At 62.1% G+C, this 18668-nt stretch carries 15 protein-coding genes and 1 tRNA gene; 9 read left to right on the top strand and 7 right to left on the bottom strand.

Going from position 1 to position 18668, the window contains the following annotated elements; translation table 11 throughout:
* Positions 1–1294: 1294 nt before the first annotated feature.
* Positions 1295–3667 carry a hypothetical protein gene (locus VMH22_05810; protein HTW91207.1) on the top strand — a complete coding sequence of 791 codons (2373 nt, stop codon included), beginning with the start codon at positions 1295–1297 and terminating at the stop codon, positions 3665–3667.
* Between the two features lie 41 nt (positions 3668–3708).
* Complete coding sequence (gene rimI, locus VMH22_05805) at positions 3709–4167, top strand: ribosomal protein S18-alanine N-acetyltransferase (protein ID HTW91206.1); 459 nt, start codon at positions 3709–3711, stop codon at positions 4165–4167.
* A gap of 208 nt (positions 4168–4375) precedes the next feature.
* Here rimI and VMH22_05800 read toward each other — a convergent pair whose 3' ends face one another.
* The 3 genes from VMH22_05800 to VMH22_05790 form a co-directional block, all read right to left on the bottom strand.
* Entirely contained in the window at positions 4376–5380 is a 1005-nt protein-coding gene (locus VMH22_05800; protein ID HTW91205.1) for a tocopherol cyclase family protein, read from the bottom strand.
* Positions 5381–5395: 15 nt separating this feature from the next.
* Complete coding sequence (locus tag VMH22_05795; GenBank protein ID HTW91204.1) at positions 5396–5914, bottom strand: nitroreductase family protein; 519 nt, start codon at positions 5912–5914, stop codon at positions 5396–5398.
* A gap of 92 nt (positions 5915–6006) precedes the next feature.
* Positions 6007–6080: transfer RNA gene (locus VMH22_05790), tRNA-Arg, on the bottom strand.
* An 84-nt stretch (positions 6081–6164) separates the two neighbouring features.
* Between VMH22_05790 and VMH22_05785 the strand changes: the two genes are divergently transcribed.
* From VMH22_05785 to VMH22_05755, 7 genes are all read left to right on the top strand, one after another.
* Positions 6165–6758: an MBL fold metallo-hydrolase gene (locus tag VMH22_05785; protein ID HTW91203.1), complete on the top strand. Its 594-nt coding sequence runs from the start codon at positions 6165–6167 to the stop codon at positions 6756–6758.
* Positions 6759–6777: 19 nt separating this feature from the next.
* A complete protein-coding gene (locus VMH22_05780; protein HTW91202.1) occupies positions 6778–7848 on the top strand; it encodes a cobalamin-dependent protein in 1071 nt (356 codons plus the stop codon).
* Positions 7841–8962 carry an ABC transporter permease gene (locus VMH22_05775; GenBank protein HTW91201.1) on the top strand — a complete coding sequence of 374 codons (1122 nt, stop codon included), beginning with the start codon at positions 7841–7843 and terminating at the stop codon, positions 8960–8962. Before VMH22_05780 ends, VMH22_05775 begins: the two co-directional genes overlap by 8 nt.
* A gap of 2 nt (positions 8963–8964) precedes the next feature.
* Positions 8965–9675: an ABC transporter ATP-binding protein gene (locus tag VMH22_05770; protein ID HTW91200.1), complete on the top strand. Its 711-nt coding sequence runs from the start codon at positions 8965–8967 to the stop codon at positions 9673–9675.
* 1 nt (position 9676) lies between these two features.
* Entirely contained in the window at positions 9677–10549 is an 873-nt protein-coding gene (locus VMH22_05765; protein HTW91199.1) for an efflux RND transporter periplasmic adaptor subunit, read from the top strand.
* 10 nt (positions 10550–10559) lie between these two features.
* Complete coding sequence (locus VMH22_05760) at positions 10560–11585, top strand: DUF523 and DUF1722 domain-containing protein (GenBank protein HTW91198.1); 1026 nt, start codon at positions 10560–10562, stop codon at positions 11583–11585.
* 316 nt (positions 11586–11901) lie between these two features.
* On the top strand, positions 11902–13905 hold the full coding sequence (locus tag VMH22_05755) for a FlgD immunoglobulin-like domain containing protein (protein HTW91197.1): 2004 nt from the start codon (positions 11902–11904) through the stop codon (positions 13903–13905).
* Positions 13906–14039: 134 nt separating this feature from the next.
* On the opposite strand, the gene VMH22_05750 is transcribed toward VMH22_05755, so the two are convergent.
* From VMH22_05750 to VMH22_05735, 4 genes are all read right to left on the bottom strand, one after another.
* Positions 14040–14717: a hypothetical protein gene (locus tag VMH22_05750; GenBank protein ID HTW91196.1), complete on the bottom strand. Its 678-nt coding sequence runs from the start codon at positions 14715–14717 to the stop codon at positions 14040–14042.
* A 51-nt stretch (positions 14718–14768) separates the two neighbouring features.
* Positions 14769–16316: a transglutaminase domain-containing protein gene (locus VMH22_05745; protein ID HTW91195.1), complete on the bottom strand. Its 1548-nt coding sequence runs from the start codon at positions 16314–16316 to the stop codon at positions 14769–14771.
* Between the two features lie 139 nt (positions 16317–16455).
* The gene (locus VMH22_05740) at positions 16456–17547 is read right to left on the bottom strand and encodes a transglutaminase-like domain-containing protein (protein ID HTW91194.1); all 1092 of its coding nucleotides are present in this window, start codon (positions 17545–17547) and stop codon (positions 16456–16458) included.
* A 34-nt stretch (positions 17548–17581) separates the two neighbouring features.
* Positions 17582–18322: a CDGSH iron-sulfur domain-containing protein gene (locus VMH22_05735; protein HTW91193.1), complete on the bottom strand. Its 741-nt coding sequence runs from the start codon at positions 18320–18322 to the stop codon at positions 17582–17584.
* Positions 18323–18668: the final 346 nt, after the last annotated feature.

The following is an 18668-nucleotide window of genomic DNA, read 5'->3' as shown; positions in this document are numbered from 1 at the left end:
CGTCCTCATGGGTCCTGGCCAGGACCTGACGCGCCTACGGCGCGAGTTGCCAGTTTCCAGTTGGCAGTTTGCAGGAGTCAGACGCTGGGGTCGGAAGGCGCTGCGTTGAGACCCCGCATGCGTTGATGGTCTCTTTGACCTGGGTCTCATTGGCGGGCCGGGCGGCGGCATCGTGGCGCGGGTTCCTGACCTACACTGAATGGCGAATGCCGCCTGAGCGGCTGTGTGCCGGGATGACCATAATTCGAGCAGCCATGAACGCAATTGATAGCAACAAGACCGGAATAACTGCTGAGCCACTCACAGCGACCGCGCAAGCAATCTAAATGCCATAAGTACGTAGTTTAGCAACATAGCCTCGGCCAGCGCAGCGCCAAGACTCTGCTTCTACTAGACCGTCTACTAGACCGTCTACCAGACCGTCCGGTAGACGGTCTATGGATTGGTGTAGCAGTACATCCAAATATCGAACCAGCAGTTGGACTAGTAGACCCTATGCAGGTTCGACTGATAGACCTACTGTCGGTTGAATCATCGGTTGTACTGCTGGCATGTCCTATGATCGGACTGTCGGTTGGTGTAATGGTCGACCCAGTAGTCCTACTGCAAGTTGGTCCTGCAGACTGACTTCCGGTAGGTGTGTCTGGCGGTCTATCGAACGGTTAGGCATATGCTCCGGAGGATGCTGACCGCTGCTAGTAATGCGGTTTGATGCTGACCAGAGTCAACCGGGTTGATTCAGGAAGCGAAGTCTGGGTCTATGATATGAGAGATGCCAGCAACGTTGTGCCGTGCTTTGGCTCAAGCGACTAAGGTAGCGATGTACGGAGTCTTGACCGTGGTTCTCGAGTGAGTCCCTGAACAAGCCATTTGACAAGGTTTCTGACTGACTTTGCCCGGAGCCTTCCGAAGAGCCATAGGCGAGCCATACGGTAATCATCCGTGCAGTTCGCTTCTCTGGCCGGCCGTGAAGAGCCTGAGCCTTGCTCCAGCACGGCAAAGCAACCTGCGTCATCTGCGGTTCGCGACAGTTCCTGGTTTTTGGTTCTTGGTTCCTCGTCTGGCCAATTCTGAATTCTGGTCTCTGGTTTCTGAATTCTGAACTATCCGGTTCCTGAATCTGCGTAATCTGCGAAATCTGTGGATGTCCTCTCCGAGCTATCTGCGTCATCTGCGACATCTGCGGTTACTCCGGGTTTGGTTGCGGCCTCCGAGGCCGCGCTGTGTAATCTGCGGATGGTCTACGTGCCGAGCACAGGTTTGACACGGGCCGCGGGCGCGGCATTATCTTCGCGTGAGGATCTTTACGCTGCTTGCCGTTTCCTGGATGCTGTGTGCTTGTGCCCTCGGCCAGCGGCTCGACACGACGCTGGTGTTGCCCGACTCGCTCGGCGGGTTGCAGAGCCTGCGCTGTCTGGCCGTCAACACTACGAACAACCGGGTCTACGTCGGCGGGCAGGAAGGCGAGGTGACAATCGCCATTGACGGCGCGACCAGCCAGAAGCTCGCCAGGATTCCGACTGGCTACTTTGCCCTTGGCATGACCTACAATCCCACGAGCAACAAGATATACAGCGTCAACTACTATGACGATAACATGACCGTGATTGGCGGCGCGACCAACCAGGTCGTGGCGAACGTGAACGTCGGCTGGGCCTATCAGTCGGTGTGCTTCGACTCCCACGACAATAGGGTGTACGCGGCGAACTACGCGGACGCCAATGTCGTCGCGGTTGACGGGGTCAACGACGGCGTCATCACCAAGATTCCGGTGGGCGGCGGGTCCGGCTTCGTCATCTATGACCCACATGACAATCGGGTGTATTGTGCGAACGACGTGGTCAGCAGCGTAAGCGTGGTAGACTGTTCGACCAACACCGTGGCCGCGACCGTGAACGTCGGCGGCAACCCCGAGGCGCTCTGCTACAACCAGACGAATGGCAAAGTCTACTGCGGTAATGCGGTTGACAATACCGTGTCGGTCATCGCCTGCTCGACCAACGCGGTGAGGGCTACGTTGTCGGTTCCCGGCATGCCTCTTTCGCTCGTCTACGACCAGAAGGACAACAAGGTCTACTGCATTGACGTGACGTCCAACCAGGTCACGGTGATTGACGGGGCGAGCGACAGTGTCGTCATTTCCCTGGCGGTCGGCAGCCGTCCAATTGCCATATGCTGGGACTCGCTGAACGACCGCGTGTTCTGCGCCAACCAGTACGGCAACAGCGTCAGTGTTATCGACTGCGCGACCGACGCGGTGATGGGCACGGTTCCCGCAGGCGATTACCCGTGGTCGATTGCATGGAATCCGGTTTCGAACCGCGTGTATGTGGGGAACTGGCGCGGTTGCAGCGTAACCGTAATTGACGCGGCGTCGATGGCTGTTCTCGACACGACCGTGGTCGGTTGCTGGCCCGGCCAACTGGCATACGACGCCTGGTCGGGCCGCGCCTTCTGCACGAACCAGTGGAGCAACACCGTGACCGTGATTGACGCGGACTTCAAACGCATCGTCGCCAACGTCCCGGTGGGCGTGCGCCCGTGGGCCGTCGCGACGTGCGGCAGCGACCTCGAAAAGGCCTATGTGGCGAACCAGTACGGTAACACCGTGTCGGTCATAGATGCCATGAGCGCCGGTGTGGTGGCAACCGTCGCGGTCGGGCGGAGGCCGAAGGCAATTCACCTTGCCCCTTCGCTTTCACACTATCCGGGCCGTTTCCGCGCCCTGTGCGCGAACTTCCAGGACAACAGTCTGTCAGTGATAGACTGCAGCACCGACGTTGTGATTGCAACTCTGCCGGTGGGCACGGGGCCGAGCGCGATATGCCATGCCGCGCTCAAGGCCTACTGCGCGAACACGAGCAGCAACACGGTCAGCGTGATTGACGTCCCAAGCCTGCAGGTCACCAAGACTATTGCCGTCGGTTCCAGGCCCTGGGCCCTTTGCTCGAATGGGAGTTCTACTGTCTGGTGCGCGAACAGCGGCAGCAACAGTCTCAGCGTGATAGGCGTTGACGGCGACAGCGTGCTCGGGACGGTCGCAGTCGGAAACACGCCCACCGCGTTAGTCTACGGCCAAGGTTGGCGTGCCAATACCGACCGTGTGTTCTGTGCGAATGGCGCAGATAGCACTGTCACCGTCATCGACGTGGCATCGGGCCAGGTGGTTGCCACCGTGGCGGTCGGCACGAGCCCGCAGGCGGTGAGCTACGACAAGTTCAATGCCAAGCTGTACGTTGCCAACTCAGGGAGCGACAACGTGAGTGTTATCGATTCAACGAACACCGTGGTCGCGACGTTGCCCGCGTACTACACACCGACCTCGCTGGTGTGGACTGAAAACAACGGTCAAACCCTGGTTGCCAACAACGATGGTTCCAATGTGATGATATACACGGACAGCATGAATCCCGGAGTAGCGGAACGCATGCGGCCGGGAGTCTGCTATTCGACGCCGCGGGCCACGGTCGTGCGCGGCATTCTCTTCCTTCCGGTGGCCCAAAGCCACAAGCCTCAAGCCGCAAGCCTGCTGAACGCGGCGGGGCGGAAGGTCCGGGACCTGCATACGGGCGCCAACGACGTGAGCACACTCGCACCGGGCGTGTACTTTGTGCGCGAGAGCCAGGCGCAAGCTCAAGCTGTCCACAAGCTCGTGCTCGCGCGCTAGTTCCGGATTGACACCGGCCGCAACTGCGGCATTATCTCACGATGACCATCAGACCCATGAGCGAGGCTGACCTCGACCAGGTGATGGAGCTGGAGAAGGCCATCTTCGCGAATCCGTGGCGGCGGTCGTTCTTTCTCTCCGACATCAATCGTTCACAGGGCCTCGCCGTGGTGGCCGAGGAGGATGGCATCATCCTGGGTTACACCGTCGCCTGGGGAACAGAGGAAGCGCATCTCGCCAATCTCGCGGTCAGCGAATCCGAGCGAGGTAAGGGCATCGGCGGCAAGTTGCTTGATGAAGTCGTCGCGTTCGCGAGGCGGAGCCGGGCGAAGTCACTTTATCTTGAGGTACGCGTGTCAAACACCATCGCCCGGCAGTTCTACGCCGCACGCGGGTTCGTGCCGACCTACATGCGCAAGGGATACTATGAGAATGGAGAGGATGCGGTGATAATGGAGAGGGAGGTCGAGTCTCAAGACCCAGGCGAAGTCAGAAGCTAGAAGCTAGAGGCGAGAAGCTAGAAGTAGGAGCGGATAGAAGGCAAAAGCCAAAAGGCAAGAGCCAAAGGCCAAGACGGCTGGACGGACAAATCAGAAGTCAGAAACCAGATATCAGAATTCAGAATTGCGGATGAGGCAAGACGAACCGCCAAGAGCACCAAGAACGCCACGTCAGAAGCTAGAAGCTAGAAGTAGCGTTACAGGGGACTCAGTGAGGTTTCTTTGGGGGTCCGGAGAGCAATAGGTCGATGTCGCCGGCGACCTCAAGACTGGCGAGATGGCCGGCGTCGGTGAATACGCGCGTCAGACCGCCTCTGATCTTCGCGGATAGACAGACGTCCACAGTTGCAGTCATCGCCTCGACAATCCGGCCTGTCATCTCGCCTTCACGCGGGGCGGCCAGGAATGCGCCCTCCTGCCGCCGGCAGCGGATTTCAAGAGCGTGTCTGCGGTCTTCGACCGTGAGCGTCACCTCGTCCTGTGAGACCTCGAGCCGGCTTACCTTGGCGCCGGTGTAGGTCGCGAAGCGGTAGAGCCGTCCGCGCAGCCACAGGCCGATGATGTGGCCGGTGAAGGAACTGCCCAGCCAGGGAATACGGGCGACCGATGCGGTAAGGCAGGCGTCAGGCTCATTGAAGTGGTTGGTCTGGGTCCAGACCCATGCCTTGGGGAATGAGCGTCCCCAGTCTTTTTCGATGTACCCTTTGCCGTCGGTGAAGTCGATGTCGCGTCCCGCGACGGACAGCGTGCCGTCGAGTCGGTGGTTGAAACTCAGCACCCCGTGATAACATTCCATCGCCGGGACCAGGGCGTACCAGCCCATGATGCCGGGTGAGAACGCTCGTACCGGCCAGGGATGCACATCGCTGAAGCGCAGTTCGCCTCGGACCGGGACATCGGCCGCGACGTCGAGGCTGATATGGTCGAGTGAGAAACGGTTTGCGCCGATACGGATGTCGAAGCGGTCGCGGGCCGAACTGAACTCGTCTATGTCGTAGCGATGGTAGGTGCTGGTGCGCTTCAGCCCGTCCAGGATTTGGATGAAGGCGTGCTGCTGACCGTTGGCGTCGAGCGATACGCCGGGAATGACTGCGTAGACCGCGTCACCTGCCGGCGAGACGCACTTGAAGTACCAGCCCTCGAAGAATCGGCGGCGCTTCCCGAAGCCGTGGTACATCGCCGGTTTCCAGATGGCGCGTATGGATTCGAGCACGACTGGACTTGTCTCCTAGCGCCACTGGTCTGTGCAGGTGATTTCGGAGAGTGGTTTGCGTGGCTGGGGCTTGTGCTCGCGGGCCGGATAGCCGAGCGGGGTGAGCGCAATCGGCTTGACTCCGTCGGGAATCGCCAGCACCTTCTTGACCTCGGCTTCGAGGAACGCGCCAATCCAGCACGTGCCCAGTCCTTCCGCCGTGGCGGCGAGCATCATGTGCTCAATCGCGATGGTGATGTCGACCGCCTCAGCCGACCAGTAGCCGCCAATTCCCTTCCAGGCTTGGTCTTCCACGCAACAGCCGCAGATGACGACCGGCGCCTGGCCGACTGAGCCCTGGCCTCTACAAGCCGCGACGAGCGCCTGGCGGATGGCCGGGTCTTTGACGATGATGAACTTCCAGGGCTGGAAGTTATGGGCCGATGGCGCGAGCCGGCCGGCTTCGAGGATACGGTTCAGGACATCTTCGGGAACCGGGTCGGGTTTGTAGGAGCGGACGCTCAGGCGTTTCCGGACGGCATCGTAGAAATCCATGTGCTCCCTTCGGGAGAATGACTAATGCCGAAGTCAGAATGACGAATGGCCGGGCATTCGGCAATCGACACTCGTCAATCGTCACTGGGGAAAGCGCCCGACGCGAATTGAACGCGTGGCCTGCAGATCCGGAGTCTGCCGCTCTATCCATCTGAGCTACGGGCGCGTGCCGAAACTCTAGCCGACCGGGAGGAACTAGTCAAGCGGTGAACCTTGACCTTGGTAGTCTCGGGTCGGTAGGATTGTGGGCATGAATGGCGTTATTCCCGTCGCTCTCGGTATGGTCAAGGCGTTTGTCCTTCAGGGAGACCGGCCCGTGTTGGTTGATACGGGCACAACCGGAAAGGCAGCACGGATACTGGCCGGGCTCGAAGGTCAGGGCATTAAGCCGGAAGGTGTCGGTCTCGTTCTCATCACGCACGCCCGCAGAGACCACTACGGCAGTCTGGTTGAATTGAAGAAGACCATCGCTGCACCGGTCGCGGTGCATAGACTCGACGCCGAGTCGCTGCGCGCCGATACGGGGGTGGAACCGGATGTGCTGATTGAGGATGAGTTCGACCTGCGGCAGTTTGGAGTTGCCGGCAAGGTCATCTGGACGCCCGGGCACAGCCGCGGCTCGGTGTCAGCCATCATGGAATCAGGCGAGGCCGTAGTCGCTGATCTCGTGCTGCCACGGTTCATGGCCTTCGGCCCGCCGGCAATTGCCTTCTGGTCTGCGAGCCGCGAGGACTCGCTCGCGAGCATCAGGAAAGTCCTTGACCTCAAGCCTTCAGTTATCCTGAGTTCCCACGGCGGGCCCTACCGGCCCGAAGCCCTGGCCCGGCTGGTCGGCCGCGCTTGATTTGAACCAGCATGGCTGATTGAGTAGAATCCAGCCACAGATGGCAAACCGGGTTTCTAGCGAAGCTACAACCGAGTTCCGAGCGAAGATGGACGAGTTGCTCGTGGCCGTGGACGAGCACCTGGCGCTCGATGCGGAGTTCCACTGCGCCGGCATCGACTGCGACCAACTCGGGCTGTCCCGTCACGTCAATCACGAGTTCGGCCGGCTGCTGGCCGCGGTCTACGAGTTCGGCATATTTGACCGCCTGACCGACGAGTCGCGCTGGTTCGTATCGATGCTGACCCGGCATGGATTCGCGCCGGGCTATTTCGGCCGGATGCTCGAAGCGTGGAGCGCCGCCGTAATGAGTAACATCCGACTGTCATACGCGCGCGAATTGACGGCGCCTCTTGACAGCCTGCGCGGCAGTCTCGGCCTGCTGATCGAGGGTAAGCGGCCCGAGCCGACCCTATCGGCCGAGGCGAAGGGGCTGCTCGACCGGTTGCGCGCGCGCCGGCGTCGCGAGGCGGCCGAGAGCGTACTCGCGCTGGCCCGGGCCGGCCGCACTTTGGAACAGGTCGTGGACGATGTTGTGCTCCCCGCGATGAGGCAACTTGGTTTCCTGTGGGAGACGGGCATTGTCTCAGTGGCCGAGGAGCACGCCGCGACCGAGATCTGCCGCTACATGTTGTACCGACTGTTCGACAGCATTGAGCCCGCGAAGCCCGTGGGCCTGAAGGCGCTGGCTTCGTGCGTGCCGGGAGAAGAGCACGAAATGGGCGTGGAGATTGTCGGCGAGTATCTGCGGCTCAAGGGCTGGGAGGTCTTCAGTGTCGGCCGGTCAACCCCGCTGGAGGACATGTTGAAGGCGCTGGCCGATTTCCGTCCGCAGGTCGCATTCTTCTCGGCAACGCTGGTTGCCAATCTGCCGGCGGCGCGCGGGTTGGTCAATGAGGCGCAGAAGACGCTCCCCGGACTGGGAGTAGTTCTGGGCGGGGCGGCCGCGGTTGCGGCGGCTGAGGTGCTGGCCGGGCCGAGGTTACGTGTGGCCGCTCACTTCGCCGAGGCGGCGTCGATGGGGGCGGCTTTGGCCGAGCCGAATGCGTAGGTACGCAGCGGTCCGGATGCTCTTGCACGAGCGGTCAACGACCGCCGGAGCCATACTCGGCGTGGTGGCAATTGTGTTTCTCGTCGGCCAGCAGTTGGCGATAATGTTCGGGCTGTTCACCTTGATGTCGGCGGTGGTTGACAACAGCGGGGCCGATATCTGGGTCGTGTCCAAGAACGTGGAGAATACCGCCTCAGTCAGCAGCCTGCCAAGCCGGTACGTGGACCGGCTGGCCGGATTGCAGGAAATCGACTGGGCCGAACCCGCGATTTACTCCGCTGCGCAGCTTCGGTTGCCGAATGGGACGTTCGAGCCCGTGCAGATTGTCGGCGTCACCCGGCCGGAGCTCCACGGTGGGCCGTGGCGCTTCACGGCCGGCAGCAACGACGTGCTGCTTGAGAACGATGGTGCAACGGTGGACAAGTTTGACCTGCAGGATGTTGGTAATCCTGAGATCGGGAAGATCGTTGAGGTGAATGGAGTACGTGTCCGGGTGGCCGGCTACACCGAGGGCACGCGGTCGTTCGGAGCTCCTCTGCTCTTCACCAACGCGACCAAGGCCCGCGAAGTGACGGGTCTTGCGGCCGACCGGTGCAATGACATCCTGGTCAGGCTCAAGCCCGGGACGAACGTCAAGCAGGCTCTGGCCGATATCGAGGCGCTGTTGCCCAAGGCCTCGGCCCTGACTTCGCAGGAGCTGTCGCGCAATACCATCATTTACAACCTCACGAGCACCGGTATCGGTTCGAGCTTCGGACTCTCGACGCTCGTGGGCCTGCTTGTCGGCGTCGTCATCATCACGTTGACGATGTACACGAACGTGCTGAATCGGCAGCGGGACTTCGCAGTCCTGCGCGCGCTCGGGGCGCGGCGTCGCGATGTCTTCGTAATAATCATCTACCAGGCCCTGACCATCGGGTTTGTGGGGCTGCTCATCGGCTTCTTCCTGCTCGCGGGCTTCCTGTTCGGAGTGAAGGGCTCACGCCTCCCGGCGAACCTGCCGCTATGGCTGCCGCCGGCCCATGCGCTGCTTACGTTCCTGTTATGCTTCGGCGGGTCCGCGCTGGCCCTGCGCCGAGCGCTGAAGATCGAGCCGGCATCGGCGTTCAGGTAAAGATGCTTGAGCCGGTACTGCAGCTTGACGGAGTCGCACGGGACTTCTCCGATGGCCGCATAGTCCGGCGCGTTCTCAAGGAAACCAGACTCGACATCTTCCCCGGTGAGCTGACCGCGCTGGCCGGACCGTCAGGTTCCGGCAAGACCACGCTGCTTACCATCATGGGGCTGGTCCTCAGGCCTTCGGCCGGGAGGATAGTGGTGGCCGGGAACGAAGTGGGGGAGTTGAGTGAGGATGATCTCGCTACCCTGCGAATGAAGAAGTATGGGTTCGTGTTCCAGCAGGCAGCTTTGGTACCTGCACTTTCGGCCATTGACAACGTCCTGGTGGCTACGGCGATCCAGGGCGGCCGAATCAGGCCCGAGACGAGACAGCGGGCCCTTGAGTTGCTCGACAAGCTCGGGATGAAGGAGTATGTCGACTCCCGGCCCCAGCAGCTTTCCGGCGGGCAGCAGCAACGCGTGGGCATCGCCCGCGCCTTGATGGGCGATCCGGTGCTGATGCTGTGCGACGAGCCGACCTCGGCGCTGGACGTTGAGAGCAGCCGCCTCGTCCTGGACACGCTCAAACGTCTTTCCCGCGACCCGCATCGCGCCGTCGTTCTCGTCACCCACGACCCGAGAGTATTTCCCTATGCCGACCGACTGATAAAGATGGAAGACGGCGCCATAGTGTACGACACGCGGACCGCTTCCGCAGGAGGCATCTGATATGGCAAGACGAATACGGAGTTCTTTGTTCTGGATTGCGGCAGTGGTGGTCATCTTCTTCGTGGTGTTCGCGGTGCTGCGCTCGGCGCCGCACAAGTCCGCGCCGGTTCCGCCGAAATTGGTATCCTCGCCGGCACGTATCTACGGCACTGTCGAACCGCTGGGCGGGCCGGTCTATGTTGCCGCGCAGGTCCCTCGCAGCGTCGCTCGCATCGCCGTCCGCGAGGGAGACACAGTTCGGGCCGGTCAGACACTGGTCGTGCTGGAGAGTTCGGTCGAGGAGGCACAGGTTCGCGCCGCGCTGGCCCGGGCCGTTGCCGCCGAGAATACTTCCGCAATCAGCAGCCAGGCTTTCACGCGGGCTGCGGGCTTGTACGCAGCCAAGGGCATCTCTGAGCAGGACTACCAGCAGGCCCTGCTCACGGCCCGGCTGGACTCGGCAAACGCAGCCGCGGCCAAAGCCGACGCCGCGCTGGCTCAGGCGCAGCTTGACCAGCTTACCCTCAAGTCCCCGGTCGACGGCATCGTCTACAAGCTCAACCTGATGCAGGGGCAGACTCTCGCGGCCGGGGCGGACTCGAATATCATCGTGGGGGCAGTCAGGCAGCAGGCGCGGATGTTCGTGGAGTCGTTCTGGCTGGGACGACTGAAGGTCGGCGACGTGTACAAAATCCACGACTCGGAGACGAACCGGGACTTGGGGCCGGGCCGTGTGGTTTCACTGTCTCCTTACGTCGGAGGTCGGACGGTGCGCACCGAGGACATCGGCGAGCGGTTTGACGCCGAGTACCAGATTGCAGTAGTGCAGCTTGATACTACCGGCCTGCCGCTGGGCCTGAACGTCGTGGCCGAGGTCCCGGCCCCTGCGAAGTGAGGCTTGCGAAATGGGGACAGTCCCCCGGAGCGCGAGGACGCGCGGTACAGTCCCCATTTCGGCCGAGGCCCTAGCGCTGGGCGCGGGGCGTCCGGTGGTCGTCGTGAGCAAGTGCCTCGGGTTTGAGCACTGCCGGTACAATGGCGAGATAGTCGACGACCCATTCGTCCGCCGGCTGCGGGAGTTCGTCGAGTTCAGACCAGTCTGCCCTGAGATGGAGATCGGGCTGGGAGTGCCGCGCGACCCGATTCGCGTCGTGCGTGTAGAGCACCGGATGCGGCTGGTCCAGCCATCAACCGGCAAGGATTTCTCGGAGTCGATGGAGGCGTTCTGCAGCCAGTTCATCTCGGGCGTCGTCGGTGTGGATGGTTTCCTGCTCAAGGCGCGCTCGCCGTCCTGCGGGACCCGCGACGTGAAGATATACAACGAGACCGGCAACCTGCTTTCGGCCGCCCAGCGGCAGGGGTTCTTCGGCCGGGCAGCAATGCGCCGGTTCGGCGACGCGGCGGTCGAGGACGAGGGCAGGCTCAGGAACTTCCTTGTCCGCGAGCGGTTCCTTACGATGCTCTACACGCTCGCGCGCTTCCGCGAACTGGCGACAGAGCCAACCATGGCCCGGCTGACCGACTTTCACGCCCGCCACAAGTTGCTGCTGATGACCTACAGCGAGGTCGTGATGCGGCAGTTGGGCAAGCTCGGCGCCAACGAGGAGCGTAGGTCGGTGGCCGACGTGTTCAAGGACTACGGGGCCTTGCTGCCCCGGGCATTTGCCGGCCCGCCCAAGTACACTGCTGCCATCAATGTACTGATGCACGCGCTAGGCTATTTCCGCGGCGGGCTGACTGCTGACGAAAAGGCCTTCTTCCTTGACTCGCTCGAGCGCTACCGGGCCGGCAAGGTGCCGTTGTCGGTTCCGGTCGGCATCCTTGGTTCGTGGGTCGTTCGATTCAACCAGCCATACCTTGCGCAGCAGTTGCTGTTCCAACCCTATCCGGAGGCGCTCCTGGACATCGCTGATTCCGGCAAAGGGCGCTAGAACAAGGCACGCAGTCATAAGCGCGAACTCCGATCCCCAAATACGGACGCGGGAATCGGCTGGCCTTCCTCGAACGTAAACCGGAAGCACGGCGAACAGGACCCGCCTGTTGATCTGCCCCCACAGGTCAAGCTGGACTTGCAGCGGGTCGTGTCTAGAATCCTAATCTGGGACAGGTTGGCTGGGCATCTGACCGACGACGCATGGTGGCCGTCGCGGTACAGAAAGAGCTGGCTGGGGCTGTCGCCACAAGAGTCAGCCGCGGGTCGGCCTGTTCAAGGAGTGCAGGAGAGCGGAATTGCGGGAGGACAGATAAATGGCGCGTCCGTATCGTAGTGACGGCAGCGCGTGCGGCGGCAGGCCGACGGCACTGCTCAAACTGGCAGTCACTGTATTCGCAGTGGTCTGCATCGTGGGGCCGGCGATGGGGTGGATGTGGGACGTGTCCACCAAGAGAATCGCGGTCCCGGCCGGCAACGTAGACTCAGGCACCGTGGTCGTGCCGAGTGCCGTGATCACCAACCCTGGCGACAGCACGGCCACATTCCCGGTGCTGTATACCATCGGTGCGTTCTACACAAGCACCAAGACCGTGACTGCCCTTGCCCATGGCGACTCGGTCACGGTGACGTTTGACACTTGGATCGCAATCCAGCGCGGCGCTCAGACGGCCAAGTGCTCAACCCAACTGGCCGCGGACGAGAGCACGGCGAACGACCGCGCCACCCGGGCCTTTACCGTCCGCGTGCGGGACGTAAGTGTCGATTCGATCATGGTGCCGAAGGGGAGAATCAACTTCGGGGTAGCGGTGACGCCCCAGGCGCGCGTGACCAACCACGGCACCAGCAGCGCAAACTTCTACACCAAGATCTACCTCGGGCCGTTCATTGCCGAGAGCAGCGTCGTCATGGGCCTCGCGTCGGGCGCATCACAAACGGTCAACTTCCCCAGTTGGACCCCGGATTCGCTCGGCAGTTTCCAGGCCAGATGTACGTCGATGCTGGCTAACGACATGATTGCGGGCAACAACCTCGCAACGGACTCGTTCACCGTGATTACGCTGGCGAAGGACGCCGGGGCGCTGAGGATCGTCGCCCCCCCATCAAACGGCATCGTTGACTCGGGGGCGGTGATTGCCCCGCAGGCCGAAGTGCGCAACTTCGGAACCGACACGATTACGTTCAAGGCTATCTTCAAGATCGGTGCCACCTATACCGATACCCAACAGGTCACGAACCTTCCGTCGCTTGAATCGACGCTCGTGACCTTCAAGAACTGGACGGCGAGCCCCCTCGGAACGCTGATGACCCGGTGTTCCACGGCGCTGACCGGTGACTCGAACGCAACCAACGACAGGCATTCGGACTCGGTGCATGTGATCATTCGTACGGCCGACGTCGGCGCCCTGCGCTTCATTGCACCGCCTGACACGACCGATTCCGGCGCCGTCGACACAGTCAAGGTGCAGGTTTACAACTACGGTCTCAACGCCCAGTCGTTCTCGGTCAAGGTGCTTATCGGCACGCTCTACGGGGACACGGAGTCGGTGACCGGCCTCGCATCGCACGAGACACTGCAAATCACGTGCGCCAAGACCTACACTGTGCCCAGACGCGGCCTCATAGCGGCCAAGTGCAGTACGATGCTGACGGGCGACCAGGTTACAGCTAACGACCTGGCGACGAAGAACATCTTCCGGCGGGTCCGCGACGTCGGCGCGAACAGCATCTCCGCGCCAGTCGGAACCGTGCCCTTCGACACCGTGGTCACGCCGACCGCCCACTTGGTGAATTACGGGAATACTACCGACAGCTTCCCGGTCATCTTCACCATTGGTACGTTCTACGCAGACACAGTCCGCACGAACGATACGTCGGCGCTGGTCACGTTCAAGCCCTGTACTCTGAAAACGGCGGGAACGTTCAGCACGGTATGCTCGACGGCGCACGTGGGAGACGTGTACCCGACCAACGACGCCGTGCACGACTCGGTCATTGTCACGCCTCCAGGCATCGCGGGGAGCAACTCGTCGGGCATCCCGCGGGCCGTGGTCCTGAAGACCGCCGGGCCGAGCGTGTTCGCGGGTCAGGCGTCAATCGTGTACGGCCTGCCGCGAAACACTCAGGTGCGGCTTGAGATCTTCGATGTCTGCGGCAGACCGGTTCAGACACTTGCTACCGGCGTCGGCAAGCCCGGCTACTACAACGTGGTCTGGCATTGCGACGATGCGCGCGGCCGGACCGTGGCTGAGGGAGCGTACTTCGTGCGGCTGACCGCCGACGGCAAGACACTCACAAGCAAGCTGGTGAAGCTGGAGTAACCAACTCACCTTCACGACCTCTTTCTGAGGCCGGCAGGCTTCGCGCCTGCCGGCCTCAGATTACAAGGGGGATTCAGAGGGCTCTTGAAATAGTCGAGCGCTGAGCTACCTGCCTGACGGACCTCGAGGATCTCTTAGCCGGCGAGCGCAAGGGCCTTCTCGATCACGGCCCGGCGTCGCTTCGCATACCGGTCTCCGCCGCGCAGTCCTTTCAGACTTCGTTCGGCTGCAGGCGCGGCCCAGCGAAGCTCCACCGCGGCTACCGGCACGTCTATTTCGGTGAGCGCCAGCAAGGTGTAGAAGAAAGGGAACCGACGCCAGCGGCCGCTGTCGGAACGGTAACCTGCCAGCACGCGTAGCCCGTCTCTAAACCGCGGTACTCGATTGTCCAACCCGCCGGCGGCAAGATGGCGCCAGAGGGATGCGGTGCAGATGCCGCAGCAGTAGAAGCCGATGTGCTTCGAGTGCAGTCGCTCACACGAACTCAACCGTTCCAGCATCCCTGCCTCGGCGCGGGCAAGGGCCGCCGTAACCGATGGGTCCTTCACCTTGAGTTTCAGCAGCAAGCGGCAGCATTCCTCGCCGAGTATGTGGGCGGTTGCGGCCCCAGAGCGCACCGGTTCGCCGGTGAAGACGCGCATTCCTCGACGGAAGTCAGGTTTGGTCGGAGCGAACATCCCGGCGTAGGAACCGGGCAGGCCCTGGCGCGAGGCAATTCCCCGCACTGCCACGACGAGTTCCCTTGCCGGAATGGTCTGTCCGAAGTACTGCTTTTCCTGAAGCCTGTCCAGAAGAGATGCAAGGCTACTCATGGCTGTCTCCTTCCTCTTGGGTTGCTATATGAAGCTGCACCGGCGCTCCGTCTACTTGAGCAGCATCGCGACCGAGCGGTTCAGCTCGAGGATATCATCAGGGCGAGGTCGGGCTTTCCGGAACACGATGCCACCATCCTTGTCGTACAGGATGACAGAGTCGTAGTTGTCGGCTTTGGCTGAGCCGAGAATGCCGTCCTTGGTAACCGGCTCGCACGCGATTGTGAAGGTGGCCATGCTCTTTCGGGCAAGGGCCCGGGCCGCGTCCAAGTCACCGTGCGCGATGCCCTGCACCGAGAGTCCCAGCTTGCCGTACTTCTCGTAGAGTTGTTGGACCGCTCTGAGCGTAGCGAGCGAACCGGGCCGGGTCGGGTCGTAGTTCACCACGATGCCCGGCCTGCCTCTGGGTGGCAGCGTCGAAGCGATGCCGCCGCTGACGTCGGGCAGTACGCCCGTGAAGTCCCGGGTTCCAGCGTAAGACGGCACCTGCGTTACCGGCGCGGTCAAGTCAAGCGCAATATCCAGCGGCCGGTTCGGTTCGACCTCGATTTCCCGCGTCACCACGTACGGGTCGCCGTGTGGGTCGCGCTGTCCGGCGGCCAGTTGATAGTGTCCATTGCCGAGGAAGCACTCGAACCTGCCCAGGGTGTCGGTAACGGTATTCAGCTCGTCCATGGGCCGCCACGCGCCGGCGTTGAAGACGCTGAGGGCGAAGTTCTCGAACCTGGACAGCGGCACTCCGGATGCGGTCAGCAGCAATCGGACCTGCGCGCCGGCAGTGTAGCTTGACGTGACGAGTTGCTGGTCGAATGCGGACGTCGCGACCGCGATGGTGACGTTGTCGTCGTGCTCGCGTTCCATCCAGCCGAAGTCGCCGAATGCCTTCGGTTCAAGTGGGTAGTAGGGCAGCCACTTTCCGTCGCTGTAGACCTCGAGCCAGCTCGCGTCGTAGTCCTCAGCTCCAAGCCACGGGACCTTGACCCGGCGGCTCGGCACGCCGACCGACTTGAGGATGGCCGCCGCCAGCACTGCAATCTCTTCGGTTGTGCCGGAGCCGGACGAAAACACGAGTTCGGGTGACTTCATCGGCCCGAAGAAGCCGCGCTTGACCGTATGCACGTTGCGCGCAAGCCAGCCATTGACGGTCCGTGCCGCGTCCGCCGCGGTTCTCGATTTCCGCACCAGGGGCGCAAAGCGGTCGAAGAGCAGCTTGCGCCAGGCCGTGACCGGTTCGTCTGAGATTCGGTAGGTCAGGATGTAGTCGCGGAATAGCGAGTCGGAGGCGCGGTACTGGAAAGCAGCAAGGCTCTTGTGTGCGTACTCTACGTGCTCGAGTAGCGTTGCTGCGGTCATCTCAAGCCGGTCGAGGTGAGGCATGGAATCGATGAGCCAGACCACCTCGGCGCGACGTCCGGGTTGTTCGGCCGCGACTGCCGATGCCAGTTCGCGCCAGTTCTGCCCGGCGTCGGTCAACGCCTCGCCGAAGGCTTCGCGCAGCGAGTCCGGGGCCAGAGCCAACAGCGCCGGGTCCTGCGGGGAAGCGAAGGGCTGGGCGGCGGCGCAGAGAGCGAGAGACAAAAGGACGAGGAGGGCCTTCACCCCAACCCGACAGCGGAAGCTCCAATCCCCAAGCCCCAATGACCATTCAAGGGGAAATGACGAAAGTAGACAAGCCGGGCGGTCTTCGTCATTCAGATATTGGGATTTGACTGGGAATTGGTGCTTGGTCATTGGTCACTTACCGTCCAGGCATCGGGTACCAGAGCCAGAAGTCAGCAGGCAGTTGCCGCGTCCGGTCGAGGTCGAAGCGGACGTCGGTCGTTTCGTGTGCCGAGACTCGGGCGATTGATCCGCACCAATCCGTTCGCGCACCGGCCGTGACGTAGACTTCCCCGACGCCGGTCGGGATTGACCACGTGCCGTCAGGTCCGGTCGTGTCGCGAGCCACCGGCCTGAGCGCTCCGCTGTTGAAGACCGAGACGCACACCGGGACGCCGGCGGCGACTTGACCGGAGCGGGTCGCGTAGACTCGCAACAATCCGGCCGGCGTGTAGTCAGGTGTCACGTTCATGATGGCGCAGCCCGGCTCGCGGTGGTAGATGCCTTCGGCGTGCTCCGGAACGCCGTAGCTGACCGCGAAAACGTACGCGGTGCGGATGGTGTCTTTCCTGAACCGGAAGTGGTGTGAGTCAACCGCCTCGAACGCATGCGCCGGGTACCACTGGCCGTCAATCCAGATTTCAGACCAGGCGTGGTTACCGTCGCCCGCAGTCCAGTACGGCGTGTATGCTTCTCGCACCGGGATGCCGATGGCTCGGCACGCGCAGGCGTAGAGAATGACCAGTTCCTCGCATCGGCCCCAGCCGGACAGGAGGGTCTCAAGCGGTCCCTGGTCGCGCGGCGCGTTGGGTTTGTAGGTCGCCTTGCGCCCGGTCCATAGATTGACCTGCATCGCGGCATCGGTCATCGACGTGCAGGCCTGAACGAGCGGGTAGAGCGAGTCGAAGAACATGCGGCGCCAGTTGGAGATGGGTTCCTGGGTCACGCGGTGCGGCAGCACGTAGTGGAGGAACAGGTCATCGGAAATGCGGCTGCCCCAGGGCAGGAGCTTGCGGGCCTTGAACGCAAGCGAAACGTCCTCCTCCAGTGTCGTTTCCGGCATCCAGGCGAGGTCAACTGCCGGCATGTTCTCAATCAGGAATTCTGCTGCCGGGCGTTGCTCGGCTGGGAGACGCGACAGCGCCAACTTCAATTGTGCGGCGTTGCTGCCGGCGAGGGCGAAGGCCGAATCAAGGGAACCGGCGATTCCTCGCGCCGCAATGGATAGCACCAGACAGACAATGGCAAAGGTCAACGCCTTGCTTCTACTGCCTGGCACCATTGGTTGTCTTTCGCGTTCGGCTTCTCTTGCGCAGCGATGGGTCGCCGTCATTGAATCCGATATCGACATGGGTTCCGTCGCAGAACGGTTTGTTCTCCGAGCCGCCGCAACGACAGAGGGTCACACGGTTTCTCTTCTCGTAGACCTCGCCGTCAGCAGACACAATAGCCACACGACCCTTCACCCAGATCGGCCCGCTCGACTTCGCCTGCGGGTCTTCAATCAGGCTGAGCGAGGGCGGGAACTCGGGCTCGACGGGCTTTCCCGTCTTCCGGTCGTATGCCACGAGCCTGCCGGACGGGCAGTCACAGGCTTGCTGTACCGCGGTCTTTCTCTTCTCGGGGTCGCGAGACCGCAGGGTCAGTCTCCACGTCCCGCCCTTGGGTAGGCAGAACCGTGCCGAGGCACATAGCGACTCAGCATCACCAAGCACGAGCTCAGGACCTTCTATCCTCCTGGCCTGCTCGGAGTATGGCTTGCGGCTTGCCGTCTCCGCTCCGTCAAAGCCCGAGTCGGCATGCTTACCGTCGCAGAAGGGCTTGTCTTTGGATTTGCCGCAGCGGCAGAGCCAATAGTCCTCCCGAACCGGATACTCCTTGCCTTTAACCCACTGCTCCGGCTCTCCTTCCTTGCCGACCTTGGCTACCTCCTTGCCCAGCGGCAGACCGCCGGACACGAGATACGGGCCGTCCCTGGCGACGGCTATCTTCTGCCGTTTCTTCATCCCCGATTCCGAAATGAATGGCCACGAGGCCACGGAAGTGTTAGCCACGGATAAACACGGATGCTCGGGCCGATTTCCCGGTCAGAATCGGTGTTCATCAGTGTCCATCCGTGGTTTCCTGTTTCGTGTCTTTCGTGGCTTCGCCACGCGCGATTATGCGGCTTCCGGTTCTGAAGTCAACTGATGTATCGGAAAACAGGGGACAGTGGGGCTGTTGAGAAACCCGCATTAGATCGTGGCTGACACTGGCTCCAGCTGGCTTGTTGTCGGCCTCGGAGGAGCCACATCAGGAGCACGAGGAGAAGTGCCGCCAGGCACTTCAGGTTCATCACTGCGGCGGTAAGAT

This window comes from bacterium (assembly GCA_035505375.1).
Classification (GTDB): domain Bacteria; phylum Hydrothermota; class Tepidihabitantia; order Tepidihabitantales; family Tepidihabitantaceae; genus UBA2258.
This window is presented reverse-complemented; position numbering and strand designations above follow the sequence as displayed.